Origin of the sequence: Streptomyces albireticuli (assembly GCF_002192455.1) — a bacterium.
Taxonomy (GTDB): domain Bacteria; phylum Actinomycetota; class Actinomycetes; order Streptomycetales; family Streptomycetaceae; genus Streptomyces; species Streptomyces albireticuli_B.
The window spans coordinates 6,688,013-6,714,515 of the sequence record NZ_CP021744.1 but is presented as its reverse complement, the minus strand read 5'-3'; the positions used below and the strand labels follow the sequence as shown (position 1 = coordinate 6,714,515).

The following is a 26,503-nucleotide window of genomic DNA, read 5'->3' as shown; positions in this document are numbered from 1 at the left end:
TGGGGCCGCCGCGCACGGAGGTCAAGACGACGCCACGGGGGAAAGGCGGCCGCCCCGCGCTCCGCCCGTGGTCAACTCCCTTGGCCGCCAAGGCGTCCTTAAGCCCGCAGGAGACCGTTCGTCCCTCTGACACCTCGGGAGACACCTTGCGCCTACGTCCTCGCACGCGCGCCCTGGCGGGCCTCGGCCTGGCCGTGCTGACCTGCGCCGCCGTGCTGCCGGGCCCCGCCGCGGCCGCCGCGCCCGGCCCTGCCCCACGCGCCTCGGGCGGCGGCCTGTCCGCCGTCATCCGCTACACCGAGTACGGCATTCCGCACATCACCGCCAAGGACTACGCCAACCTCGGCTTCGGCACCGGCTGGGCCCAGGCCGCCGACCAGGTGTGCACCCTCGCCGACGGGTTCGTGACCCTGCGCGGCGAGCGCTCGGCCCGCTACGGCCCCGACGCGAAGCCCGACGGATCCCTGTCGTCCGCCTCCACCAACCTCGCCAGCGATCTCTTCTTCCGCGGCCTGAACGACGCCAGGACCGTCGACAAGCTCCTCGCCCGGCCCGCGCCCGCCGGCCCCGGCCCGCAGGCCAAGGAGCTGATGCGCGGCTGGGCCGCCGGCTACAACGCCTGGCTGGCGCGCAACCGCGTCAGCGACCCCGCGTGCCGCGGCGCCGACTGGGTCAGACCGGTGACCGCCCTGGACGTGGCCCGGCGCGGTTACGCCATCACCGTGCTCGGCGGCCAGGGCCTCGCCGCGGACGGCATCACGGACGCCGCGCCCCAGCCGGCCGCGGCACCCCGCGCGCGGGCGGGCGGAGCCGCCGGGGACCCTGCGGAGACGGCCCGCAAGATCTTCGACGAGCGGCGGCGGAGCGCCGGGATGGGGTCGAACGCGGTGGCCTTCGCGGGTTCCACCACGGCGAGCGGGCGTGGCCTGCTGCTGGGCAACCCGCACTACCCGTGGCAGGGCAGCCGGCGCTTCTGGCAGTCCCAGCAGACCATCCCCGGCGAACTGAACGTCTCCGGCGGCTCGCTGCTCGGCATGCCCGGCGTGCAGATCGGCCACAACGAGCGCGTCGCCTGGAGCCACACGGTCGCCACCGGCGTGCCGACCGGCCTGTACGAGCTGAGAACGGCGCCCGGTGACGCCCGCTCCTACCTCGTGGACGGCAAGGCGGAGCGGATGACCGAGCGCAAGGTCACCGTGCCCGTCCGGGGCGCGGACGGCCGGACCTCCCAGGTCACCCGGGGCCAGTGGTGGACCCGTTACGGGCCGGTGGTGACCTCGCTCGACGAGCTGCCCCTGCCCTGGGCGGACGGCAAGGCGTACGCCCTGGTCGACCCCAACGCGGAGAGCCTGCGCTTCACCGACGCCTCGCTCGCGCTGGGCAGGGCCCGCAGTGTGCACGGGATCCAGGACGCCCTGCGCCGTACGCAGGGCCTGCCGTGGGTGAACACCGTCGCCGCCGACTCCGGCGGCCACAGCCTCTACACCCAGGCGCAGGTGCTGCCACGGGTGACCGACGAGCTCGCCGGGCGCTGCTCGACCGAGCTCGGGAAGCGGACGTTCCCCGCCGCGGGCCTCGCGGTCCTGGACGGCTCGCGCGGCGACTGCGCGCTGGGGCGGGACGCCGACGCCCTCCAGCCCGGCATCTTCGGGCCCGCCGCGATGCCGGCGCTGATCGACGCGCCGTACGCCGAGAACTCCAACGACAGCCCCTGGCTGGCCAATGCCGACCGGCCGCTCACCGGCTACCCGAGGATCTTCGGTGACACCGGGACCGCGCGGTCGCTGCGCACGCGCGGTGCCGTCGAGGACGTCTCCGCCATGGCGAAACGTGGCGGACTGACCGTGGCGGACCTGGAGCGGCAGCAGTTCGCGAACCGCTCGCCCGCCGGTGACCTGGCCGCGGCCGACGCGGCGAAGGCGTGCGCCGCGCTGCCGGGCGGCAGGGCCACGGGCACCGACGGCAAGGCCGTCGACGTGTCGGCGGCCTGCGGGGTGCTGGAGCGCTGGGACCGGACGACGCACACCGGCAGCAAGGGCGCGGTCCTCTTCGACCGCTTCTGGCGCCGGCTCGTGGCGGAGGCCCGGTCGGCGGAGCTGTGGCGTGTGCCCTTCTCCGCGGCGGCTCCGGTGACCACGCCGAACACCCTGAACACCGCGTCCCCCGCGGTCGGCCGCGCCCTCGCCGACGCGGTCGCCGAGCTGCGGGCGGCGGACATCGCCCTGGACGCGCCGCTGGGCGCGCACCAGTTCGTCGTACGGGACGGCGAGCGCGTCCCCGTTCCCGGTGGCACCGAGGCCCTCGGCGTCTGGAACATGATCCACGGGGCGCCGTGGGACTCCGCCCGCGGCGGCTACCCGGATGTGCGGTTCGGCTCCAGCTACATCCAGGCCGTGGGCTTCGACGGCAGCGCCTGCCCCGTGGCCCGCACGCTGCTGACGTACGGCCAGTCCTCCGACCCGACGTCGCCGCACCACGCGGACCAGACCAGGCTGTTCTCGGCCGGGCGGATGGTCACCGGCCGCTTCTGCGAGAAGGACATCCTGTCCTCGCCGCGGTTGCGGGTGGTGCGGGTGAGCGAGCGCTGAGCGCTCCGTTCCCGTGCGTGACCGGGTGCCGCTCGCTCACAGCGGGCGGCCCCGGTCCTTCCAGTAGGGCTCCCGCAGGCGGCGTTTGTAGAGCTTGCCGTTGGGGTCACGGGGCATCGTGGTGAGGAAGTCGACGCTCCTGGGGCGCTTGTAGCCCGCGAGCGACCTGGCGCAGTGCGCCATGATGTCCGCCTCCAGGAGGGCGCCCGGCACATGTCCCTCGGCGGGTTCGACGACGGCCTTCACCTCCTCGCCCCAGTCGTCGTGCGGGACGCCGAAGACGGCCGCGTCGGCCACGGCCGGGTGGGCGAGGAGCACGGACTCGATCTCGGCGGGGTAGATGTTGACGCCGCCGGAGATGATCAGGTCGATCTTGCGGTCGCGCAGGAAGAGGTAGCCGTCCTCGTCGAGGTGGCCGAGGTCGCCGACGGTGAAGAAGTCACCGATGCGGTTCTCGCGCGTCTTGGCGTCGTCCTTGTGGTACGCGAAGCCGCCGGTCGTCATCCTCATGTAGACGGTGCCGAGCCGGCCCGGAGGAAGGCGCTCCCCTTCGTCGTCGAAGATCGCGAGTTCGCTGATGGGCCAGGCCTTGCCGACGGTCCCGGGCTTCTTCAGCCAGTCCTCGGCGGTGGCGAAGGCGCCGCCGCCCTCACTGGCCGCGTAGTACTCCTCGACGCAGTCCCCCCACCAGTCGATCATCGCGCGCTTGACGTGGTCCGGGCAGGGCGCGGCGCCGTGGACGGCGTGGCGCATCGACGACACGTCGTAGCCCGCCCGGACCCGTTCGGGCAGGCCCAGGAGCCGCTGGAACTGGGTGGGGACCATATGGGTGTGGGTGCACCGGTGGGTGTCGATCAGGCGGAGCATCTCCTCCGGCGTCCACTTGTCCATCACCACCAGGCGGTGGCCGATGTGCAGGGACGCGGCGGCGAACTGGAGCACGGCCGTGTGGTAGAGCGGTGAACAGACCAGGTGGGTATGGCCGTCGAAGGGCCTGATGCCGAAGATGCCGAGGAATCCGCCGAGGTGGGACTCCTCCGGGGGCTTCCCCGGCAGGGGGCGGCGGATGCCCCGGGGGCGGCCGGTGGTGCCGGAGGTGTAGTTCATGACCCAGCCGAGCGTGCGGTCCGGCGGCGGGGTGCCGGGCCGGCCGTCGAGGAGGCCCGCGTACGGGCGGAAGCCGGGGATGTCACCGACGGCGTGGCGGCCGGCCACGGGCAGGCCGGCCTCGTCGGCGGCGGCGGTCGCGGTGGCGGCGAAGCGCTCGTGGGCGAGGAGGACCCGGGCCCCGGAGTCGGCGAGGATCCAGGCGATCTCCGGGGCCACGAGGTGGTGGTTGACGGGGACGAGGTAGAAGCCGGCCTGGGTGGCGGCGAGGTGGGCGGTGAGGAGTTCGGCGCCGTTCGGGAGGAGGACGGCGAAGGCGTCCCCTTCCCGCAGGCCGGCTCCGCGCAGCCCGCGGACGAGTTGGTTCGCGGCGGAGTGCAGCCGGCCCGCGGTCCAGGCCTCACCGGCCGGGGTGACGAGGACGGCGCGGCCGGGGTCGGCGGCGGCCAGGGCCCAGAAGCCGTTGGGTGGTTGGGGCATGAGGTGGTCCGTCCTCTCGGTCATGGCCTTGCCCGCCGGGTACGTGCCGCTCGGGGGAGTTCAGCACCGGGCACGTCCCCCTCGGGCGCCGCGCCCCGGTCGGGGCCCGCTCGGGGACGTGACGCCCGCTCAGGGCTCGTCCGGGCACGGGGCACCGGCTCGGCGCCCGGCCGGTGGCGGCATGCCCGCCCCCGGCGCGCAGGGCACGAGCCCGCCCGCTCACGGCTCGTCCGGCCACGTCTCGTCCGGCCCGAACCCGCCCGGTCACAGCTCGTCCGGCCCGGGGCCGCCCGGCCACTGCTCGTCCGGCCGCATCCCGCCCGGTCACGTCCCCCCGCCCCCGCCCCCGCCCCGTCCGCGATCCGCCCCAGGCGCTCCACCGCCCGGGCGAAGTCCCTGGTGAGTTCGTCGAAGACGGCCCGCACGGGGCGCCGGGAGTTCATCCGGCCGACGATCTGGCCGACCGGCGTGCCCAGCAGCGGTGCGGCCTCGTACTTCTGGATGCGGGAGAGCGCCTCGGCGACGAGCAGCCCCTGGAGGGGCATGGGGAGGGTGCCGGGGCCGGCCGGGTCGTCCCAGGCGTCGGTCCAGGCGGTGCGCAGCTGGCGGGCGGGTTTGCCGGTGAGGGCGCGGGAGCGGACGGTGTCGCCCGAGCCCGCGGCCAGGAGTTTGGCGGTCAGGGCCGGGGAGTGCAGCTCGGCCTCGTCGGTGGTCAGCCAGAGGGAGCCGAGCCAGACGCCCTGGGCGCCGAGGGCGAGCCCGGCGGCGATCTGTTCGCCGCTGCCGATCCCGCCGGCGGCCAGCACCGGCAGCGGGTCGACGGCGCGGACGACCTCGGGCGTGAGCACCATGGTGGCGATCTCGCCGGTGTGGCCGCCCGCCTCGTACCCCTGGGCGACGACGATGTCGATGCCCGCCTCGGCGTGGCGGACCGCGTGCCGGGCGCTGCCCGCCAGCGCGGCGACGAGGACGCCGTGCGCGTGCGCGCGGGCGACGACGTCGGCGGGCGGCGGGCCGAGGGCGTTGGCGAGCAGGGCGATCGGGTGGTCGAAGGCGACGTCGAGCTGGGCGCGGGCCACGTCCTCCATCCAGCCCGTGATGCGCCAGCCCGAGCGGTCGCCGGGGCCCAGTTCGGGGACGCCGTGCCGGGCGAGCGTCTCGTCCACGAACCGCCGGTGGCCGGCCGGGATCATGGCCTCGACGTCGGCCTCGGTCACCCCTTCGACCTTCCGCGCCGGCATGACGACGTCGAGCCCGTACGGCCTGCCGCCGGTGCGGCCCTCGATCCAGTCGAGGTCGCGGTGGAGCGCGCCGGGGTCCGCGTAGCGTACGGCCCCGAGCACGCCGAGACCTCCGGCACGGCTGATGGCGGCGGCCACCGCCGGGAAGGGCGTGAAGCCGAAGACCGCGTGCTCGATCCCCAGCCGCCGGCTCAGCTCGGTCTGCATGGGCGGCAGGATGCCGCAGCCGGGCGGGCGAGGGAAGAGGTTTTCTGATGCAGCGTCAGATAGGGGTGGCCGGGCGCCGGGAGGGGCCGGGTCCTCCCTCTCGTCCCCCTGCCCGTGCCCCCGCCCGGCCCGCGCCCTGCGCACCGCCGCCACCTGGCGGTAGAGCTCCACCGCCTCCGTCGAGCGGCCGAGCTGCTCCAGGCAGTGGGCCTCGTCGTTGCGGCTGGTCAGGGCGTCCGGGTGGTCGGCGCCCAGGACGCGCTGCCGGGCCTGGGCGACCTCGCGGTAGAGGGCGAGGGCGTCCTTCCAGCGGCCGAGCCAGCCGAGTCCGACCGCGATCTCGCGGCGGCTGACGAGCGTCTCGGGGTGGTCGGTGCCCAGCAGGCCCTCGCGGAGCGCGCAGACGTCGCGCGCCTCGGCGAGCGCCTCCTCCCAGCGGCCGAGCCGGCCGAGGTTGACACCCAGGCAGTGCCGGGCGCGCAGGGTGTCGGGGTGATCGGGGCCCTGCGCCTGGGTGCGCTCGTCGACGAGTTCGCGGAAGAGCTTCAGGGCCTCCGCGCTGCGGCCGAGCCGGCCGAGGCAGATGCCCGCCTCGTAGCGGGCGGCGAGGGTGTCCGGGTGGTCCGCGCCCAGCACCCGCTGCCGGGCGGCGGCGACCTCGCGGTAGGTCCGCAGCGCGTCGGCCCAGCGGCCGAGCTGGCCCAGGGCGTAGCCGACCTCGTAACGGGTGACGAGGGTGTCCGGGTGGCTCGCGCCGAGGACCCGGGCGCGGGCGGCGGCGACGTCGCGCGCCATGCCGTACGCCTCCTCCGGCCGCCCCAGCCGGCCGAGGTTGAAGGCGAGGTTGTGGCGGCAGCGGAGGGTGTCGGGGTGGTCGGGGCCCATGGTGCGCTCGCGGGCCGCGAGCACCGCCACGTACACGTGGTGGGCGTCGACGTGCTTGCCGAGCTGCCCGAGGACGTACGCCGTCTCCTGCCGCGCGGCCAGCGTGTCGGGGTGGTCGGGGCCGAGCACCCGCTCGCGGCCGGCCGCGGCGCGCGCGTACTCCCGCAGCGCCTCGCCCGTACGGCCCTGCCGGCTGAGGGTGAACGCGGCCTCGTACCGGCTGGCGAGGGTGTCGGGGTGGTCGGGGCCGAGGACGAGCTCCCGCTCGGCGGCCACGCCCCGGTGCGCCTCGCCGGCCTCGGCCCAGCGGCCCAGCCGGCCGAGCCGCAGCGCCTCCTGGTGCCGCCCGGCGAGCCGGGTGAGGACCTCCGGGGACGGGAGCTCGGCGAGGGCGGACCGGCCGCCGGCGCCGGTGGCGGCCACGGCCGGCGGACCGGTCAGGGTGCCGGCCGCGACACCGGTCCAGGCGCCGGTCAGGGAGACGGCGGGGTCGGGCGGCAGGACCGGCCGGGGGCCGGGGCCGGTCGCCTTGGAGCCGGTGGTCATGTTCCTGGCCCAGCCGGGCAGCCGGGGCGGCTCGGGCAGCCGCACCGAGGCACGCGGCGGCCGCGGCAGGTTCCCGGGCAGCGGCCGGGGCAGCGTGCCGGCGTGGGCGGCCGGGCCGAGGGCGAGCAGCCGGGCGTGCAGGGCGGCCGCGTCGGGCGGCCGGTCGTCGGGGTCCTTGGCGAGCAGGTCGAGGACGATCCCTTCGAGGGGCTCGGGGAGTTCCGGGCACAGCTCGCGCGGCGGCCGGGGCGCCCGGTCCCGGTGGCCGACGAGGACGGCCCAGGCGTCGTCCATGTCGAAGGGCGGGGCGCCCGTGGCCAGCTCGTACAGCACACAGCCCAGGGAGTACAGATCGCTGCGCTGGTCGACGGAACCGCCGCCGATCTGCTCCGGCGACATGTAATGCGGGGTGCCCATGGCGATGCCGGTGCCGGTGAGGCGGGAGGAGAGGGACGACAGGGAGCCGTAGCCCATGTCGCCGAGCCGGGCGATGCCGAAGTCGCAGATCTTCACGCCGCCGTCGGCGAGCCGCATGACGTTGGCGGGCTTGAGGTCCCGGTGCACGACCCCCTGCCGGTGGGTGTAGTCGAGGGCCGCGGCGACCTGCTCCGCGATGTCGACGACGTCCGGCACGGGCAGCGGGTACCGCCGGTTGTCGTCCATGAGCTCGCTGAGGTTGCGGCCGTCGAGCAGCTCCATGACGAGGAAGAGCACGCCGTCGGACTCGCCGAAGTCGTGCACGACGGTGATGCCCCGGTGCTGGAGGGCCGCCGCGACCCGCGCCTCCCGCCGGAACCGCTCCCGCAGCACCCTCAGGTAGGAGTGCTCGTGCCGCGGCCCCATCGGCTTGAGGCACTTGACCGCGACCTGCCGTCCGAGCGAGGTGTCACGGGCGCGCCACACCTCGCCCATGCCGCCCCGCCCGATCCGGTCGAGCAGCTCGTACCGCCCCTGGATCAGCCTGGATTCCACCATCCCTCGCCGCCGCCCCCGTCGCGTCGCGTGCATCCCCCGGCCCGTCCAGTATGGCGGCCGCCACGTGCGGCTTGAAGACGGAAGGACGGCCGCCGGATACGGCCGGCGGGCGGCGCCCGGCTCGGGCGGGCGCGCTTCCGGAGGCCCGGAGGGCGCGGGCCGCCTTCCGGGGCACGCGGGCCGCCGCGCCCCGGCCCCCGGGCCGTTACGCGTGTAGCGCCCGGAGCCTTCCGGACGTCACGCCTGCGGCTCGGCCGCCGCCCCGCCGAGCGTGGTGACGACCACGAAGCGCAGGTCCGGCTGTTCGGCGGGGACCAGGACATGGCTGGTGACCTGGACGTCCGTGCCGCCGTGGCAGGGCAGCCGGAGCCGGAGGCGGTGGCCGCCGGGGTGTTCGACGACGGCGTGCTGCTCGGCCCAGATGCGGCGGCAGGTGCCGTTGGCGGCGAGGATGTCCGCGATCAGGGCCTGGATCTGGGCGTTCCGCGGGGCCCGGTGGCTGGCGACGCGCAGCATCGGCAGGTAAATGCGGGCGCAGGTGTCCTCCCAGCCCAGGATCTGCTCGCGGGCCTCGGCGGAGGTCAGCGCCCAGCGCATCAGGTTGGGCTGCGGGCCGAGGGTGAAGGGGAACCACTCCGCCATGGGGGCGTTGGCGGCGACGATGTTCCAGGCGGCGTCGGAGACGTAGGCCGGGTAGGGCGCCTGGTGTTCGAGGAGGGTCACGGTCGCCGGGTCCACAGCGGCCCCGTCCCGGTGCGCGCCGCTCACGGGCGGGCGGCGGCCGGAGACGCCGAGGAAGAGGGTGAGGGTCTCGGTCTCGCTGAGCCGCAGCGCCTCGGCGACCCGCAGCAGGAAGGCGTCCGAGAACTCCCGGGGCGCGCCGGTCTCCAGCGCCCGGTACCAGCCCTCGCTCACACCGGTCAGCCGGGCGACGTCGGCCTGGGACATCCGGGAGCCCGCGCGGTGTCCCCAGATGCGCAGCTCGGGTATCCGGCGCCGGTCGACCCGCTCGCGCCAGGCGCGCAGCAGCCGGCTGACGGACTGTCCGCCCACCGGTGTCGCGGCCGGGGCGGCCGGGCTTCCCGGCCGCGTCGGCGACTCGGGACTTTGGTCCTGTTTCACCTTCGGATCGCTCCCCCGGCTTTAACTGATCATTTGCCATGCCCGTTTCTACCGGATCCGGGCGGCGCTGACCAGTCCGGTCCAACTCCCGAACAATGCCCGTTCAGTTGTTTAACGATTGATTTGATTCCGCACCGCCTTCCGGGGACCCGCACTGGAACTCACGACACTGCGAGTGACGGATTTCCTGTTGCAGACTCTGAGTGCGAAGAAGGCGTCGCGGGCCTCGACCGGTCCGCGCTGCCCGATGCCGCGTGTCCGTGGAGGAGAACCCATAAGGATTCGTTGGAGGTGTCAGAATATGCGCTTTCAGATTCTCGGCCCTTTGCGGATCGCCGACGGCCCCGAGGTGGTCGTCCTCCCTCCGTCGAAACCCACCGTCCTGCTGGCCGCGCTGCTGCTCCGGCCGGGCACGGTGGTGTCGGTGGGTTTCCTGCGGCGGGCGATCTGGGGCGACGAGGAGCCCTCCTCGGCGAAGGCGGCGCTGCACGCCTGTGTGCTGCGGCTGCGCAAGACGTTCGCCAAGTACGGGCTGTCCGACGCGGTGATCGAGTCCGTGCCGGGCGGTTACCGGATCGCGGTCGAGCCGGGCTCCCTGGATCTCGTCCACTTCCGTGAACTGCGGGCGAGGGCACAGGCCGAGCGGGATCCGGAGGCCGAACTGTGCCTCCTGAAGGAGGCGCTGTCGCTGTGGCAGGGGCCGTTGCTGACCAACGTCCCGTCGGACCTCCTGCGCCGGGACGAGATGCCGCGGCTCGTCGAGGAGCGGCTGCGGACGGTCGAGCGGGCCTGCGACATCGAGCTCGCGCTGGGCCGTTGCGGCCAGGCGCTCGTCGAGCTGTGGGCGGTCGCGCGGGCCCACCCCGGGCACGAGCGGTTCCGCGAGCAGCTCATCGAGGCGCTCTACCGCACGGGCCGGCAGGCCGACGCACTCGCCGAGTACCGCGAGGTCAAGCGGTACCTCCAGGACGAGCTGGGGGTGGACCCCGGACCGGCCCTGCGCCGGCTCGAACTGAGCATCCTCCGCGGGGACGACATCGGACCGCGCCGGGAGGCGGGCGGCACGGACCCGGTCCCCGCGCCGGCCGCTCCCGTCCCCGCGCCCACAGACACCGACACGGCGGCGGCGCCCCCTCCGGGGCCCTCCCCCCTCGCCGCCGTGTCGGGCTTCACCGGCCGGGCGGCCGACGCCGCCGCGCTCGCCGGGCGGCTCACCGCCGACCGGTCGGGACCGACGATCGTGGTGCTCTCCGGCGCGCCCGGCATCGGCAAGACCGCCCTCGCCCTGCACACCGCCCGGCAGGTGGAACACGCCTTCCCGGACGGCCTGGCCGCGGTGCGGATGACGCGCGACGACGGCACGCCGAGGACTCCGGCCGAGGTGGCGGCCGAGCTCCGGCAGCGGGCCGGGGCCCGTCCCCCGGGCCCGCGGGGACTCCTGGTCCTGGACGACGTGACCGGCGCCGACCAGGTGCGGCCCCTGCTGCCGGCCGAGGCGGGCGGTGCCGTGCTCGTCACCAGCAGGCTCGGCCTCGCCGGGCTCCTCGCCGCGCACGGCGGCTGGGCCCACCGGCTGGGCACGCTCGCCGAGGAGGAGTCCTTCCGGCTCCTGGCGGCCGTCCTCGGTGACGGCCGCGCCGAAGCGGAACCCGAGGCGGTCCGCCTCCTGGCGGCGGCCTGCGGCCATTTCCCGTTCGCCCTGCGGATCATGGCGGCGCGCCTGCTCACCCGGCCGCGCCTGTCGGTGGCCGGCTGCGTGGCCTGGCTGCGCGAGGACCCCGTCGCCCGGCTGTCCCTCCCCGACGACCCCCGCCTGTCGGTGCCCAGGACGTTCACCGACGCGCTGGACAGGCTCGACCCGCGGCTCGCCGACGCGTTCCTGCGCGTCGGCTCCGCCCCTCCGGAACGGCTCTCGGTGACCGGCGCGGCCGGCCTGCTGGGAGTGGTCCCCTCACTGGCCGAGGAACTCCTGGAACGGCTGGTGGACGTGAGCCTGCTGGAAGAAGGGCCGGCCGGTCGTTACCACATGCACGAACTGCTCCGGAATTTCGCCCGCCGGGCCACCGGATATCAAGCCGGTCCCCCCGCGCTGACGACGCGCCACTGAATTCATCCGTCTCCTTCACGAGGTGTGAAACTCATGCTGGAAGCCTACGAAGCGATTGCCGAGACGCGGCCCCGGATCCGCCGGGACGTACTCTTCACGGAGACTCCGGACGGAGTGCTGTTCCACAACGCGCACGGCGGGTTCCATCTCAATTCCAGGTCCGGATACCGTTTCGCCACTCTGATAGTCCCGCACCTGAACGGGGAGAACCGGGTCGCCGACCTCTGCGAGGGGCTCGGCGAGCCCCAGCGGGCCATGGTCGGCCGGCTGGTGCGGACGCTGTACGAGCGCGAGTTCGCCCGTGACACCCCCGTACCGGACGGTCCGTCGGTATCGGGGACGGCTCCGGAGGTCGCGGAGCGCTTCGCCCCGCAGATCGCCTACGTCGACCACTACACCGACGACGCGGCACGGCGCTTCCAGGAGTTCCGCACCACGCGGGTCGCGGTCGTCGGCGACGACCTGATCGCCCGCTGGTGCGTGCTGAGCCTGGTCCGCAACGGCAGCGCCGCCGTCGGCCACCTGCCGGGCCTGGACACCCCGGAGAACCGTTTCGCCGAGGTACGGGCCGAGGCCGGCGCCCTCGCCGCCGAGGGCTGCCCCGTCGCCCTGGAGACGATCGCGACGGACGGGCCGGTGCGCTGGAGCGATCTGACGGGGTACGACGTCGTCGTGGTCACCGGCGGCCGCGAGGGCGCGCGGCGGCTCTTCCGGCTGGTGGCGGCCGGGGTGCCCGAGGGCACGTCCCTGATACCGGCGGCCCTCTTCGGGGACCGCGCCGTGGTCGGCCCGCTGATGACGCCCGGCACCGCGGGCTGCTGGGCCTGCGCCGTGCTGCGGCTCGGCGCCCACGGCGACGCCGCGGCGGCCGCCGACCTGTGGAGCGGCATCTGCCTGCCGGCCGGTGACGGACCGCCGGCCCGGGAGGCCGGCCGCGGCCTCTCCGCGATGATCGGCAACCTCCTCGGCTACGAGGTCTTCCGCCTCACCACGGGCGCGCTGCCCGCCGAGACCCGCGGCCAGGTGATCGTCCAGGACACCGAGTCCTTCGACGTCGTCGCGGAGCCGCTGCTCCCGCACCCCCGCTGCCCGTTCTGCCCGGCCCCGGAGGCCACGGGCACGCCGGCGCGCCCCGTCGCCCCGGAGGAGCCCGCGCCCGCCGGCGGCACCCCGCCCGGCCTCGACACCGAAGCGCTGCTCGCCGAGCTCAACGGCCGGCAGATCCTGCTCCGCCCGCACACGGGCGTCTTCGAGCGGTTCACGGACGAGCCCTGGACCCAGACCCCGCTGAAGGTCGGCGCCGTCAGCCTGCCCACCGGCCACGCCGGGCGCCGGAACATCACCGCCTTCGACATCCACACCGTCGCGGGAGCCCGCCTGACCGCCCTGAACGCGGCCGCGGGCGCCTACACCGAGCACGTCGTCCCACTGCGCGGCGTCCTCACCGGCGAGGCGCTCGACGACGCCCGCCGGGACACCCGCTCCCTCGCCCCCGCCGCGCTGACCGTCGCGAGCGGCCTCGCCGCCGACGCCCCCGAGCCGGCCGCGTGGGTGCGGGCCACCTCGCTGGCCGACAGGGAGCCGGTGCTGGTGCCGGCCGGCGCGGTGCGCACCTTCGGCCCGTACAACCGCGACCGGCTCCACACGCCGACCACCGCGGGCACCGGTGCGGGCCGGACCGCCGCCGAGGCCACGGCGCGCGGCCTGCTCTCCGCCCTGTGCCACGACGCGCTGGAACGCGCCGTGCGCGGCACGGGCGGGGCGGCCCTGGTGGCGCCGGAGGGGCTCGGGGACGACCCGGAGCTCGCCTTCCTGCTGAGCTCGGCCCGCAACCTCGGTGTGGAGTGCGAGCTCCTCGACCTCGGCGAGCCGGCCCGCTCCTCCGCGCACGTGCTGCTCGCCCGCGCCCTCCTCCCCCGGACCGGCGAGCGGATCTGGGCCGTGGCCGGCGAAACCGGCCGACGGCGGGCCGCCGCCGGGGCGCTGCGCGACCTGCTGGGCCAGGAGCAGCTCGGCCGCGAGCTCGCCGAGCGGGGCGAGCCGCCCGTCGACCTCGGCGACCCGCTGCTGGGCGACCTGGAGCCGGCGGCCCTCGCGGTCACCGGCACGAGCGGCGCCCGCCTGGACGAGGCCACCTCGTACCCGGCGATCCTGGACCGGCTGCGCGCGGCGGGGCGCGAGGCGCTCGTCGTGCCCACGGACTCCGCCGATCTGCTCGCCGGCGGCATCAGCACCGTCCGGGTGCTCCTCACCCGCGAGGGCGCGCGCACCACCGGGGCGTCCCGTGCCCACTGAGACCGCGGCACCCCCCTCCGCGCCGGGCACGGCCCCCGAGTGGGAGCGCGCGTGCCGGGACCTGGCCGCCCTGCTGCGTGACTCCCCCGCCGCGCCCGGGCCGGTCGAGGTCACGGCGCTCGGCTTCCGGGACGAGCTGTCCCAGGGGCCCTCGGCCGGCCACGGGCCCCGGACGCGCGTACAGCTCTACGGGCACCACGCGCTCGTCGGACCGTTCCCCCGCGCCGGTGAGGAAGCGGAGGCCGCCCGGCCGTGCCCCCGGTGCCTGGCCCGGCGCTGGCAGTCGGTGCGCGGCCGGGCGCTGCGCGACGCGCTGGAGCTGGGCTCGGGCACCAGGGCCGCGGGCGTGCCGCCGTACGCCCTGCCGTTCCTGGCCGACGCGATCGCCGCGCTGGTCACGGACCGTCAGGAGCGGGAGGCCGGACGGGCGCGCGAGGCGGCCACGACCGCGGAGGACCCCGGCGGGCCCGGAGCCGTCCCGGCCCCGCCCGTCTCCCGCGCCCCGGCTCGCGCGAAGGACGAAGCGGCCGCGGGAACCGGGGGCACCTGTCGCACCGGCACGGTCGGCGCCGACGGCCCCTTCCCCGCCGTCCACCTCGTCGACCTGGAGACCCTGCGCGTCAGCCGCCACCCGCTCGTCCCGGACGCGGAGTGCCCGGACTGCGGGCGCGGCGTCCCCGACAGCGCGGAGGCCGCGACGCTCACGCTGCGGCCCGCGCCCGAGCACCGGCCCGGCTCGTTCCGGGTGCGCGGCATCGGAGCCTACGACCTGCCGACGGAGGCGTTCGCCAATCCGGTCTGCGGCGCCCTCGGCCCCGGTGTGGTGCACGACGTGGCGTCGGCGACGACCTCGGCGACGATCGGCTGCTTCGAGCTGCGCTCGGGCGAGTACCTGCGCGAGACCTTCTGGGGCGGCCACGCCGACTCGTACGCGGACAGCGCCCGGATCGGCGTCCTGGAGGGCCTCGAACGGGCGGCGGGCATGCGCGCCCGCGGCCGGACGACGCGGGTCCGGGCCTCCCTGGAGGCCCTGCGGGCCCGGGGCGAGGCGGCCGTGGACCCCCGCGAGTGCGGCCTGTACCCGCCGGAGTTCCACCGCGCCAACCCCCGGGTCACCCCCTTCACGCCCGGACGGGAGATCCCCTGGGTGTGGGGGTACTCGCTGCGGGACCGCCGCCCGCTGCTGGTGCCCGAGATCCTCACGTACTACAGCACCCCGGGCCTGGAGAACCGCTTCGTGCAGGAGAGCTCCAACGGCTGCGCCTCGGGCGGCTCGCTGGAGGAGGCGGTCTACTTCGGGCTGATGGAGGTCGTCGAGCGCGACGCGTTCCTGCTGGCCTGGTACGGCCGGGCCGCGCTCCCCGAGATCGACCCGTGGACCAGCGCCGACCCGCGGACGCGGCAGATGGTGGACCGGCTGGCGATGTACGGCTACGAGGCGCGGTTCTTCGACACCCGGATCACCTTCCCGGTGCCGGTGGTGACGGCGGTCGCGGTCCGCCCCGACGGCGGCCTCGGCACGATGTGCTTCGGCGCGGGCGCCGGGCTCGACCCGGAGGCGGCGCTCGCCGGCGGGCTGTGCGAGATCGCCACCGACGCGGTGAACATCCGCGGCCGGGCCGAGCGCGACGGGGAGCGGCTGCGGGCCATGGCCGCCGACTTCGACAAGGTCCTGGCCCTGCACGACCACCCGCTGGTCTACGGCCTGCCGGAGATGGCCGGGCACGCCGCGTTCCTCCTGGCGGAGCGGGGGCCGAAGCTCCCGATGGCGGAGCTGTACGGGCCCGGCACCCGGGTCCTCGCCGCCTCGGGCGACCTCAGGGACGACGTCGAGCGGTGCGTGGCGGCGGTGACGGACGCGGGGTTCGACGTGGTCGTCGTCGACCAGACGCTGCCCGAGCAGCGCGACCTGGGGCTGCACACGGTCTCCGTGATCGTGCCGGGGCTGCTGCCCATCGACTTCGGATGGGGGCGGCAGCGTGCGCTCCACATGCCGCGGACGCGGACGGCGCTGCGCGCGGCCGGGCTGCGCGAGCGCGACCTGCGGCCCGAGGACCTCAACCCGGCACCGCACCCCTTCCCTTGACCCCCGCGCTCCCCTCCCGACTCCCCCCACTCCCCTGGCCGATTGAGCCGAACGAGCCGAACACCTAAGGAGAACCTGTGGGTTTCGCCCATGAATACGCGGCTGCGATCATGCACCGCGGCAGAATCCCCATGGAGCCCGTCGACTTCGTGCCCGACTGGTCGGACCGTCCGCGCAAGGGGAAGTTCTACCCGGGCGCCGAGTCCCTGCCGCTGCCGGACGGCGCCCTGCCGGACCCCGGAGCGACCGTGCAGGAGGGCGTCTTCGCCGCCTCCGGGCCCCGGGACGAACCGTTCACCCTGCCCCTGCTGAGCGGGATGCTGCTCGACTCGTACGGCCGGGTCGGCCGCCGCCTGGGCGTCCAGGCCAACACCGACCTGCCGTCCCTGCCGGTCTACACCGACGCCAACTGGTACCGGGGCACCGCCTCGGGCGGCGGTCTCTACCCCGTCACGGTCTACTGGGTCAGCGGCCCCGGCGGCCCCCTCGCCCCGGGCGTGCACCACTACTCCACGACGCACCACGCCATGCAGCGCCTGCTGACGGGCGACGTCTCCGGGGAGGTCCGCGAGGCCCTGGGGAACGGCACGGGCGCGGACCAGTTCCTGGTCCTCGGCGTCAAGTTCTGGCAGAACGCCTTCAAGTACAACAGCTTCTGCATGCACGCGGTCAGCATGGACGTCGGCGCCGTCCTCCAGACCTGGCGCATCTGGGCGCGCGCCCGCGGGCTGCGGGTCGAGCCGGCCCTGTGGTTCGACGAGGAGCGGCTGGCCCGGCTGCTGGGCGTCGACGTGGCGGAGGAGGGCATCTTCGCCGTCGTGCCGCTCTCCTGGGAGGGGCCGGAGACGGACGCCGTCGCCCCGGCGCGGGTCGCGGGCGGTCCCGCGCCCCGGGTGCGGCGCACCGAGAGCGAGCGCTCCCGCCGGGTGATCACTTTCGAGACGGTCCGGCGCGTCCAGGCCGCGACCGTCGGGCACGCCGCCGACCGCCCGGCGCCCGGCGCGCTCGCCCCGGCCGCCGCCCTGCCCGCCGGGGAGGGCGGGCGCGTGGCCCTGCCGGCGGCCCCGCCGCTGACCATGGACGTGCGGGAGGCGCTGCGGCGCCGGCGCAGCAGCTTCGGGCGCTTCGCCGCCGGGCGGCCGCTCTCCGCCGGGCAGCTGGCCGCCACCCTGGCCGCCGCCGCGTCGGCGTCGGTCGGCGGCGACGCCGCGGACCCCGGCGGGCCGCCGCTCGCCAAGCTGTACGTCTTCGTCAACCACGTGGCGGGCGTCGCGCCCGGGGCGTACGAGTACGTGGCCGACGACCACGCGCTGCGGCTGGTGAAGCCGGGGCCGCCGGGCACCTTCCTCCAGGAGAACTACTTCCTGTCCAACTACAACCTGGAGCAGGCCGGGGCCGTCGTCGTCCCCGCCGTGCGCACCGCGGCCGTGCTGGACGCGGTCGGCGACCGCGGCTACCGGCTGGTCAACGCCACGGTCGGCGCGGTGGCACAGACCTTCTACACCACGGCGTCCGCCCTGGGGCTGGGCGGCGGCGTCGCGCTCGGCTTCGACACCGTCTCCTTCGTCGAGGAGCTGGGCCTCGCCGGGAGCGGCGAGGCACCCCTACTGATCATGCTCGTCGGCCATGAGCGGCCCGGCTCCGCCGACTTCCGCTACGAGATCGCCTGAGCGGCGCGGGGAAGCCATGACCCACCACACCATCCCTGAGTCCCCCCTGCCCCCGGGCGACGACCCCACCTGGACGCTCGGCCCCCGGTTCATGCTCCGCGTCGCCGGGCTGCCGCTGGAGTCCGTGCACGCCCTGCGCTGCCCGGACACCGGCGACTGGGCCGACCGCGTGCTCCGCGCCGAGGCCCGGCTGCGGGCGCGGGGCGCCGGGCTCAGCGACCGGCTGCACCCGCTCGTCAAGGCCGCCGGCGACGAGCGCGCCCGGCGCCTGCTGCTGCGCCTGCGCCGGGAGGTGTTCAACGGCAAGCCGCCGGCCGCCCCCGAGGAGGCCGTCGCCCTGGTCGCCGCCGCCGACCCGGCGACCGCCGCGGCGGTCGGCGACTGGGTGCGCGACCGGCGGGCCCTGGAGGCGCTCCTCGCCGAGGGCGCCCCGCTGCTCGCCGCCGAGACGGCCCGCAGCCGCGCCGCGCTGCGCCGCCTGCTGGGCGAGGAACGGCTGCGGCTCGGGCTGCTCCTGGCGTCGCCGACGCTGGAGGGCCGGCTGGACGCGTACGTACGGACCGATCCGGCCCGGCGGCCGGACAAGCGGCTGCGCAAGGTCGAGCGCTCGGCGCTCGCGTACCTCTACCGGACCGCGCGCAAGACCAGCCCCTTCAGCACCTTCACGGCGGTGGCCCTCGGCCGGTTCGCCGAGGCCGGCCCCGAGGAGCCCGGCCGTCCGGAGAACGGGGAGGAGACGATCCGCCTGCCCGAGGTCTGGTCCAGCCACCCCCGGCTCAACGTCGTGGTCCTGGCCCGGCTCACCGAGCTGATCCTCGCCGACCCCGTCCGGCGCGCCGGCCTCCCCGTCGTCCTCGCCTCCGGCTGGGAGCACGACGACGACCGGATCCGCTACGTGCGCCGCTCGCTGACCGCGGGCGACGACGGCGCGGCCGTCACCTTCGACGTGGCCGGCGACCGGCTGTTCTTCCTCCGCCGCAGCGGCACCCTGGAGCGCCTGCTCACCCTCTTCACGCGAAGGCCCGACCCGCGCTACGGCGAGCTCGCGCGGTGGCTGGGCGAGGAGCACGACGCGGACCCGGAGGAGTGCGAGCGCTATCTGACGGCCCTGCTGGAGCTGGGCATGGTGCAGATCCCCTGCCTGCGCACGGACGTGCACGCGGCCGACCCGCTGCGGGCCTTCCGCGACTCCCTCGAAGCCGTGGGGCGTCCCTGGGCGCACGAGCTCGCGGAGGCCCTGGAATGGCCGATCGCCTGCGTCGACCGCTACCCCGCGGCCGGCACCGGGCTGCGCCGCGAGCTGCTGGCCGAGCTGCGCCGGTCCCTGGCCGACATCCAGCGGCACCTCGGCGCGCGGGAGCCCGCGCTGCCGCAGACGCTGCTCTACGAGGACGTGCGCGCCGGGGCCGACCCGGCGGCCGGGACCGCCGTGGTCTGCGACCCCCGGTCCTGGGCGGGCGACGACGGCGGCCCGCTCGCGTCGCTGCGCTCCCTGGAACGGGTCCTGCCCGCCTTCGATCTGACGCTGCCTCAGCGGATCACGTTCAAGGGCTTCTTCCGGGCGCGGTACGGCCGGGGCGGCCGCTGCGAGGACCTCCTGAAGCTCGTGCACGACTTCCACGAGGACTTCTACGACCAGTACCTGACGTTCGCCGCCCGCCGGCAGCCGTTCGGCGAGGACGGCGCGTACGTCCCCGAGCCGAACTGGCTGGGCCTGCCGCAGATCACGGCCGTGGACGCGGCCCGCGAGGAGTGGACCGCCCGGATGCGCCGGCTGTGGGACACCGCGCGGGGCGCCGAGGAGCTCCGCGTCCACCCCGGGACGGTCGACGCCGTCGCCGGCGAGCTCGCCGGGGCCGCGCCGGACTTCGCGCCGCAGAGCCACTTCCTCCAGCTGGTGCGCCGCGACGGCGACCCGCTGGCCGTGCTCAACCAGTCGTACGGCGGGCTCGCCTTCCCCTTCAGCCGTTTCACCCACTGCTACGACGACGCCGAGGGGGACGGCGGCACCCTGTCCGACCGCGTCCGGCACGCCGCGGCGGCCGCGCAGCCGGAGGGCGCGGTGTTCGCCGAGATCACCGGCGGCTTCGTCACCAGCAACCTCAACCTGCACGGGCGGCTCACGGACTACGAGATCGTCTGCCCGGGCGAGACCAGCTCGGTGCCCGAGGAGCACCGGATCCACCTCGACGACCTCTACGTCGAGGACGACACCGCCGCGGACCGGCTGGTGCTGCGCTCGCGGCGGCTCGGGCGCGAGGTCGTCCCCGTCTACCTCGGCTACCTCGTGCCCCTGGCGCTCCCCGAGATCCCGCGCACCCTGCTGCTGCTCTCCCCCACCTCCATGGCGCCGCTCGACGTGTGGGGCGGGGTCCCGGAGGGGACGCCCGAGAACGGGGTGACCAGCCGCCCCCGGGTGCGCTACGGCGGCCTCGTCCTCAGCCGGCGCAGCTGGACCGCCCCCGCGTCCGCGCTGCCCGCGCGCACGGCCTCCGGGCCGGAGGCCGACGCGGCCTGGTTCCTCGCCTGGCGGCGGTGGCGCGCGGAACACCGGCTGCCGCTGCGCGTCTTCGCGACCGTCACCCCGGCCGGGACGGCCGGCGGAACCGGGGCCGGCGCCGCCCGGGCCAAGCCGCAGTACGTCGACTTCGACAGCCCGCTCTCGCTGACGGCCCTGGACGGGCTGCTCAAGGACCCCGGGGACCGGGTGGTGCTCCGTGAGGCGCTGCCCGACGAGGACGGCCTGCGCGCCGTCTCCGACCGGGGCACCCATGTCGTCGAACTCGCCGTCGAGACCCTCCGCAACGACCGCAAAGGAACCGGTGCGCAGAAATGACCGTCTCCCGCCCCGACACCGCCCCGGCGGCCGCGCCCGGCGCCTGGCAGGCCCTGCACATCCACTACGCCGCGAACCCGGCGCCCCTGATGACCCGGTGCGTCGGCCCGCTCGTCGAGGGGCTGCTCGCCGACGGCCTGCTGGAGAGCCACTTCTTCATCAACTACTGGCTGGAGGGCCCGCACGTCCGGCTGCGGCTCAAGCCCTCGACCGAGGCGGCCACGGAGGCCGTGCTCGCCCGCGCCGAGGAGGCGGTCGCCGCCTTCCTCCGTGAGCGTCCCGCGCTCTACGAGGTCGATTCCTCGGGCTTCCTCAACGAGTTCTACAACACCCTGTTCGAGCTGGAGTTCCCGGAGGACGAGCGGGGCGGCTTCCTCGCGCCCGACGGGCGGATGAGGCTCAGACCGAACAACAGCTTCAGCCGGCAGCCCTACGAACCGGAGTACGGCAAGTACGGCGGCCCCGCCGGGGTCGCGCTCGCCGAGTGGCACTTCCGGCACTCCAGCGAGCTCGTCATCGAGGCCGTGCGCGGCATGAACCTCCACCTGCGGACCGTACGGCTGGGCACCGCGGCCCAGCTGATGATGGTGATGGCCGGCTGCTTCCTGCCCGACCGGGAGGAGCTCGCCGGGTTCCTGGACCGGTACCACGTCTTCTGGCAGAAGGCCTTCTCCGGCACCGGCTTCATCGGCTCCGACGAGTACGACCGCAGTTACGGGACCACCGGCCCGGCACTGGCCCGGCGCTTCGACGCGGTCCTGGACGCCCTCGCGCGGGGCGAGGCCGGCCGGCTCCCCCGCTTCCTGGGCGGCTGGGCCGCGCACTGCGCCGAACTGCGGGACCGGGCCACCGCGCTGGCCGTGGGCGGCGAGCTCGTCCTCCGCTCCTGGGACGGCACGGCCGACGAGCGGATCACCGACCCGGCCGCCGCCCTGCCCCTCCTGCTCTCCCCCTATATGCACATGACCAACAACCGGCTCCACGTGACGATCCGCGACGAGGCGTATCTGTCGTACGTCCTGGGGCGCGCCCTGCGCGAGGAGAGCCTCCGATGACCACCGGGCTGCTCGGACAGCGGCCCGCCCTGCGCGCGGAGGTGCTGCGCAGCGCGGCGCTGCGGCGCGGCCCGGCCCTGGTGCACCTGGTGAAGGACCCGCGCAGCGGGCAGTCCTTCGAGGTCGGGGTCAAGGAGCACTTCCTCATGGCCCGGCTGGACGGCACCCGCACGCTCGGCGAGATCGGCGAGGAGTACGCCGGCCGCTTCGGCCGCAGGCTCGGCGAGGCCAACTGGCGGCAACTGCTGCGGCTGTTGTGGGAGCGGGGGCTGCTGACGGGTGCGGAGCCGCCCGCGGCGGCCCCGCCCGAGGAGCGTGACGGGCGCCGCACGCTGCTCAAGGGCACGCTGCGGCTGACCGCGGACGCGGCCGCCACCACCGACCGGCTGCACAGGGCCGTCGGCCCGCTGCTGTCCGCCGCGTTCGTGGTGCCCGTGCTGCTGCTGGCCCTCGGCATGGAGGTGTGCGTCGGTCTGCGCCTGGGCGAGTTCGCACACGAGGCGTTCCGGCTGTTCCGGCAGCCGGCGGCGCTGCTCGCGGTGTTCACGCTGCTGTGGGTGAGCACCGCGCTGCACGAGCTGGCCCACGGGGTGGTGGCCCGCCGCTTCGGCGGGACCGTCGGCGAGATCGGGCTGCGCTGGCACCTGCCCATGGTGTTCATGTACTGCGAGGTCGAGAACTACCCCTACCTGCCCACCCGCTGGGCGCGGGTGGCCACCGCGGCCGCGGGCACCGTGATGAACCTGGCCTTCCTGCTGCCGTTCTGGCTGCTGTGGTCGCTCCTGCCCGGCGGCGACCCGGCGCGCGGCCCGCTGGCCGGGCTGCTCCTCGTCGGCTCGGTGCTGGCGCTCACCAATCTGGTGCCGCTGCCGCCGCTGGACGGCTACAAGATGCTCGGGCACGCCCTGGGCATGACCGACTACGCCACCGAGAGCCGCCGCTTCCTGCGGCTGCTGTGCGCCCGGGCGGTACGGCGCGGCGACGGCGTCGCCGGCTACCCGCGCGGGGCACGGGTCGCCTACACCGCCTACGGGCTGGGGGCGGTCCTCCTCGTCTGCGGCAGCGGCGCCGGGTTCGTCCTGCTCTGCCACCACTTCCAGGGTGACCGCTACGGCGTGTGGGCGGCCGTCGTCCCGGCGCTCCTGGTCGCCGCGCTGGTGGCGGCGACGGGCCCGTGGGCGAGACGCGGTGGCCGGGACGCACAAGCCTTGTCCGCAACGCGCAAGTGAAGCTGAGGAATCCATGACACAGAAGAAGCCGACCGGACAGGCGGCGGGGCCCGCGCTGGTGCTGGAGGGGGTGCGCAAGCGCTACGGGGACAAACAGGCCCTGGACGGCATCACCCTGACCGTGGAGCGCGGCGAGTTCTTCGGCGTGCTCGGCCCCAACGGCGCGGGCAAGACGACCCTCGTGGAGATCATGGAGGGGCTGCGCCGGGCCGACTCCGGCTCGCTGTCCGTCCTGGGCGCCTCCCCGTGGCCACGGAACATGGCGCTCCTGCCGCGCGTCGGGGTGCAGACCCAGAGCTCCGCGTTCTTCACCCGGCTGACGGCGCGGGAGCACCTGGCGACGGTCGCGGCGCTCTACGGCGCCGACCCGGCCGGGGTGGAGCGCACCCTGTCGCTCGTAGGACTGGCCGAACAGGGCGGCGTCCGGGTCGACGTGCTCTCGGGCGGGCAGCGGCAACGGCTCGCGATCGCCTCCGCGCTGGTCCACGAACCCGAGCTGATCTTCCTCGACGAGCCGACCGCGGCCCTCGACCCGCAGGCCCGCCGGGCCCTGTGGCAGGTGCTGCGCGGGCTGAAGGGCGCCGGGCGCACCATCGTCTACACCACCCACCACCTGGACGAGGCGGAGGCGCTCTGCGACCGGGTGGCGATCGTCGTCGCCGGTTCCGTGGTGGCCCTGGACAGCCCGGGGAAGCTGGTCGGCGCGGCGAAGGCGCCGACGCGGCTGCTGGTGCCGGCGGACCGGATCACGGTGGAGCGGGCCCGGGCGTTCGAGGGCGTCGACCGGGCCGTCGCCGAGGGCGGCTCGGTCGTCATCGAGACCCGGGCGGCGGGCCCGGTGCTGGCCGCGCTCGGTGAGGCCGTGGGCCTCGACGGCGTCCGGACGCGCACCGCGACCCTTGAGGACGTCTATCTGGAACTCACCGGTGAGCTCACCGGATCGGAGCGGCACGCATGAGTGAGCGAAGCGAACGAACGATCAAAAGGTGCGTGCCGTGCGCGGGCGGGCCCGAGCGAAGCGAGGGACACGCATGAGCGCGTACGGCGCACTGACCGCCGCGAGTTACCGCGCCTCGGTCAGGGACAGGACCACCGTCTTCTTCACCTTCGCCTTCCCCCTCATCTTCCTGGTCGTCTTCGGCCTGATCTTCCGCGGCAAGACGGTGGAGGAGAGCGGGCGCGGCTACATCGACTACATCGCCCCGGGCGTGCTGTCCTGGGGCGTCGGCAACGCCGCCGTCTTCGGGGTGGCGTTCACGCTGATGCAGTGGCGGCGCGACGACCTGCTGCGGCTCGTCCGGATGACGCCCACGCCGCTCACGTCCGTGCTCGCGTCGCGGTACGTCATCGCCCTGGTCATCGGGGCGGTGCAGGCGGCGCTGTTCATCGGGGTCGCGCTGCTGCCGCCGTTCGGCCTGCGGGTGGACGCCACCTGGCCGCTGGCGCTGCCGGTGCTGGTGTGCGGCATCACGGCGTTCCTCGCCATCGGCATGGTGATCGGGTCGCGGGCGGACACCCCCGAGGCGGTGGCGGCGGTCGCCAACTGCGTCATGGTGCCGATGGCCTTCCTGTCCGGCTCGTTCTACCCGCTCGACGCGATGCCGTCGTGGCTCCAGTCGGTGTCCAAGGTGCTGCCCCTGGGCTATCTCAACGACGGGATATCGAAGGCGGTCTCCGGGCGCGCCGACCTCGCGTCGACGGCCGTCGCCTGCGGTGGCCTCGCCGTGTTCGCCCTCGTCTTCGGCGTCCTCGCGCTCAAGACCTTCCGCTGGAGCAACGAGTCATGAGCACGGTCACCACAGGGTCCCCCATGGCCGGGGCGAGCGCGCTCCTCCAGCGGGCGCTCACCGAGCGCTTCCACGCCGCTCCCCGGCCCGCGGGCGCGGCGGAGCCCCTGGTCGTGCCGGTGGGCGCGGCCGACGCGTTCCGCCCCGGCGAGGACCCGTACGCCGCGCTCCGCGCCCGCGCCACCGTGCACCTCACCGCGCAGGCGGTGCTGATCGGCCCCTGGGGCACCACCGACGAGGCGACCGCGGCCTGCGGCAACTGCCTCGCCAGGCGCTGGCAGCGGCTGCGCTCGCGCTCCGAGCGCGACGCGCTGGAGGTGGGTCGCCGTATGACGGCGGCCGGGCCGTGGCCCGTCCTGCCGGAGTACGCCGTCGACACGGTCTGGGCCGTGTACGAGGCGGTCCTGCTCGGCGGCCGGCCGGCGGGCGCGGGCCGGCCCGCGGGCGAGTGGCACACCGCCGCGGACCTCCCGCTGCCCCAGGTGTCCCGGGTCGACCTGGCCACCCTGCGGATCACCACGCTGCCGCTGCTCACGGAGCCGTTGTGCCCCGCGTGCGCACCGGCGCCGGCGCCCCGGGAGCGGCTGAGGCTCGTCCCCCGGCCCAAGCCCGGCGCGGACGCCGCCCGGCTCCGCCCGGCCGGCTCGTACCCCTTGCCCCGGGGCGCGCTAGCCAACCCGGTCTGCGGCGCGCTCGGCGAGGGCACCTGGCTCAACGTCGCCTCGCCCACGACCTCCCCCGTCGCGGGCAGCGTCTTCGTGCGCACCTACGCGGGCCTGTCCGACGTCACCTGGAGCGGCCAGGCCAACTCCTTCGAGTCCAGCCGGACACTGGCCTTCCTGGAGGGGCTCGAACGCTACGCGGGCATCCACCGCCGGCACGGCGGCGCGCCCGTGGTGGCGGCCTACGACGACGTCCGCGCGGAGGCGGTCGACCCGCGCGCGTGCGGTACGTACGCCCCGGAGACCTACCGCGACGACCCGATGGTGGCCCCGTTCGACCCCGCGCGGGAGATCCCGTGGGTGCGGGGGTACTCCCTGCGCGACGACCGCACGGTGCTGGTCCCGGCCCGGACGGTCTACTACGGCGCGGGCGTGGACAGCGACAACTTCGTCTTCGAGAGCTCCAACGGCTGCGCGACCGGCAGTTGTCTGGAGGAGGCCGTCCTCTTCGGCCTGCTGGAGCTGATCGAGCGGGACGCGTTCCTGCTCGGCTGGTACGGCCGGGCCCGGCTCACCGGCATCGACCTGGCGTCCTGCCGGGGCGGCGCGGTGCGGGCGATGGCCGACCGGGCGGCGCTCCAGGGGTACGACGTCCGCGCCTTCGACAACCGCGTCGATCTGGCGGTCCCCGTCGTCACCGCGCTCGCCGTGCGGCGCGACGGCGGTCCGGGCACGCTGTCCTTCGCGGCGGGCGCGCGGCTCGACCCGGAGGAGGCCGTCGAGGCGGCGCTGTCGGAGGTGCTCACGTACCTCCCGCACCTGGACCGCCAGGTGGCGGAGCACCGGGCCGACCTGGAGGAGATGGCCGAGGACTTCTCGAAGGTCCGTCACCTCACCCACCACGCCAGGCTCTACGGGCTGCCGCGGATGGCCCGGCACGCGCGGGAGTACCTGGAGCCGGCGGCGGTGCGTCCGATGGACGAGCTGTACGCCGGCTGGCGGGAGCGGCGCCCGGCCACGGGGGACCTCCTCGACGACGTCCTGCTGTGCCGGGACGAGCTGACGGCCGCCGGGTTCGACGTGATCGTCGTCGACCAGACCTCGCCGGAGCAGGAGCGCATGGGGCTGCGCACCGTCTCGACGGTCGTCCCCGGGCTGGTCCCGATCGACTTCGGCTGGGACCGGCAGCGGGTGCTGGGCATGCCCCGGCTGCGGACGGCGTTCCGGCGCGCCGGCCTGCGGGACACCGACCTGACGGTCGCTGAGCTGCGCCGGGTGCCGCACCCCTTCCCCTGATCCCTCCGCTGCCCGGACGGACGCGCGCGGACGCCGGCAGCCCTCCCCGGGCGGGAGTTCCGTCCCGGGGAGGGCTGCCGGCGCGTGGCCCGAAGAAGATCAGGCGGAGCAGCTGGTGGTGCTGGTGGTGCTGGAGCAGGTGCTCGTGGAGCTGGAGCTGGTGGAACCGGCGAGGACCACCTCGCTGGCGTCCGAGTAGTCGCTGATCTCGAAGGTCTCCGACTCCAGCTCCAGGATCTCCTGGGCGAGGGAGGCGAGTTCCGTCTTCTGGGCCATGGCGGTCTCCTTGGCGGTCCGTGCGCGGCGGTCGCCCGCCGCGCCGTTCGTTC

14 protein-coding genes and 2 pseudogenes are annotated in these 26,503 nt (G+C 75.4%); 11 read left to right on the top strand and 5 right to left on the bottom strand.

Going from position 1 to position 26,503, the window contains the following annotated elements:
* Window positions 1-146: 146 nt before the first annotated feature.
* Window positions 147-2,588 (top strand): penicillin acylase family protein, encoded by a 2,442-nt coding sequence (locus SMD11_RS29080; RefSeq protein ID WP_087929269.1) that lies wholly within the window; start codon window positions 147-149, stop codon window positions 2,586-2,588.
* A 36-nt stretch (window positions 2,589-2,624) separates the two neighbouring features.
* Here the strand turns inward: SMD11_RS29080 and SMD11_RS29075 are convergent, their stop codons facing one another.
* The 4 genes and pseudogenes from SMD11_RS29075 to SMD11_RS29065 all read right to left on the bottom strand — a co-directional run bounded on the left by SMD11_RS29075 (window position 2,625) and on the right by SMD11_RS29065 (window position 9,151).
* Entirely contained in the window at window positions 2,625-4,175 is a 1,551-nt protein-coding gene (locus tag SMD11_RS29075; protein WP_087929268.1) for an acyl-CoA synthetase, read from the bottom strand.
* A gap of 20 nt (window positions 4,176-4,195) precedes the next feature.
* Window positions 4,196-5,566 (bottom strand): annotated as a pseudogene (locus tag SMD11_RS36605) (NAD(P)H-dependent flavin oxidoreductase); the annotation flags it as partial.
* A gap of 174 nt (window positions 5,567-5,740) precedes the next feature.
* Window positions 5,741-8,029: pseudogene (locus SMD11_RS36600) on the bottom strand (tetratricopeptide repeat protein); the annotation flags it as partial.
* Window positions 8,030-8,266: 237 nt separating this feature from the next.
* On the bottom strand, window positions 8,267-9,151 hold the full coding sequence (locus SMD11_RS29065) for a helix-turn-helix transcriptional regulator (protein WP_087929266.1): 885 nt from the start codon (window positions 9,149-9,151) through the stop codon (window positions 8,267-8,269).
* Between the two features lie 301 nt (window positions 9,152-9,452).
* Between SMD11_RS29065 and SMD11_RS29060 the strand changes: the two genes are divergently transcribed.
* The 10 genes from SMD11_RS29060 (at window position 9,453) to SMD11_RS29015 (ending at window position 26,174) form a co-directional block, all read left to right on the top strand.
* A complete protein-coding gene (locus SMD11_RS29060) occupies window positions 9,453-11,258 on the top strand; it encodes an AfsR/SARP family transcriptional regulator (RefSeq protein ID WP_087929265.1) in 1,806 nt (601 codons plus the stop codon).
* A 33-nt stretch (window positions 11,259-11,291) separates the two neighbouring features.
* On the top strand, window positions 11,292-13,553 hold the full coding sequence (locus tag SMD11_RS29055; protein WP_087929264.1) for a TOMM precursor leader peptide-binding protein: 2,262 nt from the start codon (window positions 11,292-11,294) through the stop codon (window positions 13,551-13,553).
* 136 nt (window positions 13,554-13,689) lie between these two features.
* Complete coding sequence (locus tag SMD11_RS29050; RefSeq protein WP_199844097.1) at window positions 13,690-15,639, top strand: TOMM precursor leader peptide-binding protein; 1,950 nt, start codon at window positions 13,690-13,692, stop codon at window positions 15,637-15,639.
* 77 nt (window positions 15,640-15,716) lie between these two features.
* On the top strand, window positions 15,717-17,309 hold the full coding sequence (locus SMD11_RS29045) for a nitroreductase family protein (protein WP_087929263.1): 1,593 nt from the start codon (window positions 15,717-15,719) through the stop codon (window positions 17,307-17,309).
* 16 nt (window positions 17,310-17,325) lie between these two features.
* A complete protein-coding gene (locus SMD11_RS29040; RefSeq protein WP_234366203.1) occupies window positions 17,326-20,145 on the top strand; it encodes a lantibiotic dehydratase in 2,820 nt (939 codons plus the stop codon).
* Window positions 20,142-21,200 carry a lantibiotic dehydratase C-terminal domain-containing protein gene (locus tag SMD11_RS29035; protein WP_087929262.1) on the top strand — a complete coding sequence of 353 codons (1,059 nt, stop codon included), beginning with the start codon at window positions 20,142-20,144 and terminating at the stop codon, window positions 21,198-21,200. The genes SMD11_RS29040 and SMD11_RS29035 overlap by 4 nt, the downstream gene beginning before the upstream one ends.
* Entirely contained in the window at window positions 21,197-22,429 is a 1,233-nt protein-coding gene (locus tag SMD11_RS29030) for a metalloprotease (protein WP_234366202.1), read from the top strand. The genes SMD11_RS29035 and SMD11_RS29030 overlap by 4 nt, the downstream gene beginning before the upstream one ends.
* A 13-nt stretch (window positions 22,430-22,442) precedes the next feature.
* Window positions 22,443-23,387, top strand: coding sequence for an ABC transporter ATP-binding protein (locus tag SMD11_RS29025; RefSeq protein ID WP_087929261.1), 945 nt, complete (start codon window positions 22,443-22,445; stop codon window positions 23,385-23,387).
* Window positions 23,388-23,460: 73 nt separating this feature from the next.
* Window positions 23,461-24,216: an ABC transporter permease gene (locus tag SMD11_RS29020; protein ID WP_087929260.1), complete on the top strand. Its 756-nt coding sequence runs from the start codon at window positions 23,461-23,463 to the stop codon at window positions 24,214-24,216.
* Entirely contained in the window at window positions 24,213-26,174 is a 1,962-nt protein-coding gene (locus tag SMD11_RS29015) for a TOMM precursor leader peptide-binding protein (protein WP_199843974.1), read from the top strand. The genes SMD11_RS29020 and SMD11_RS29015 overlap by 4 nt, the downstream gene beginning before the upstream one ends.
* A gap of 99 nt (window positions 26,175-26,273) precedes the next feature.
* Here SMD11_RS29015 and SMD11_RS29010 read toward each other — a convergent pair whose 3' ends face one another.
* Window positions 26,274-26,450 carry a thiazolylpeptide-type bacteriocin gene (locus tag SMD11_RS29010; protein WP_087929258.1) on the bottom strand — a complete coding sequence of 59 codons (177 nt, stop codon included), beginning with the start codon at window positions 26,448-26,450 and terminating at the stop codon, window positions 26,274-26,276.
* Window positions 26,451-26,503 lie beyond the last annotated feature (53 nt).

Coding starts and splice junctions, on each gene's coding strand:
- SMD11_RS29075 (WP_087929268.1), bottom strand. CDS start 4,175: ATGCCCCAACCACCCAACGGCTTCTGGGCCCTGGCCGCCGCCGACCCC.
- SMD11_RS29060 (WP_087929265.1), top strand. CDS start 9,453: ATGCGCTTTCAGATTCTCGGCCCTTTGCGGATCGCCGACGGCCCCGAG.
- SMD11_RS29055 (WP_087929264.1), top strand. CDS start 11,292: ATGCTGGAAGCCTACGAAGCGATTGCCGAGACGCGGCCCCGGATCCGC.
- SMD11_RS29040 (WP_234366203.1), top strand. CDS start 17,326: ATGACCCACCACACCATCCCTGAGTCCCCCCTGCCCCCGGGCGACGAC.
- SMD11_RS29035 (WP_087929262.1), top strand. CDS start 20,142: ATGACCGTCTCCCGCCCCGACACCGCCCCGGCGGCCGCGCCCGGCGCC.
- SMD11_RS29030 (WP_234366202.1), top strand. CDS start 21,197: ATGACCACCGGGCTGCTCGGACAGCGGCCCGCCCTGCGCGCGGAGGTG.
- SMD11_RS29025 (WP_087929261.1), top strand. CDS start 22,443: ATGACACAGAAGAAGCCGACCGGACAGGCGGCGGGGCCCGCGCTGGTG.
- SMD11_RS29020 (WP_087929260.1), top strand. CDS start 23,461: ATGAGCGCGTACGGCGCACTGACCGCCGCGAGTTACCGCGCCTCGGTC.
- SMD11_RS29015 (WP_199843974.1), top strand. CDS start 24,213: ATGAGCACGGTCACCACAGGGTCCCCCATGGCCGGGGCGAGCGCGCTC.
- SMD11_RS29010 (WP_087929258.1), bottom strand. CDS start 26,450: ATGGCCCAGAAGACGGAACTCGCCTCCCTCGCCCAGGAGATCCTGGAG.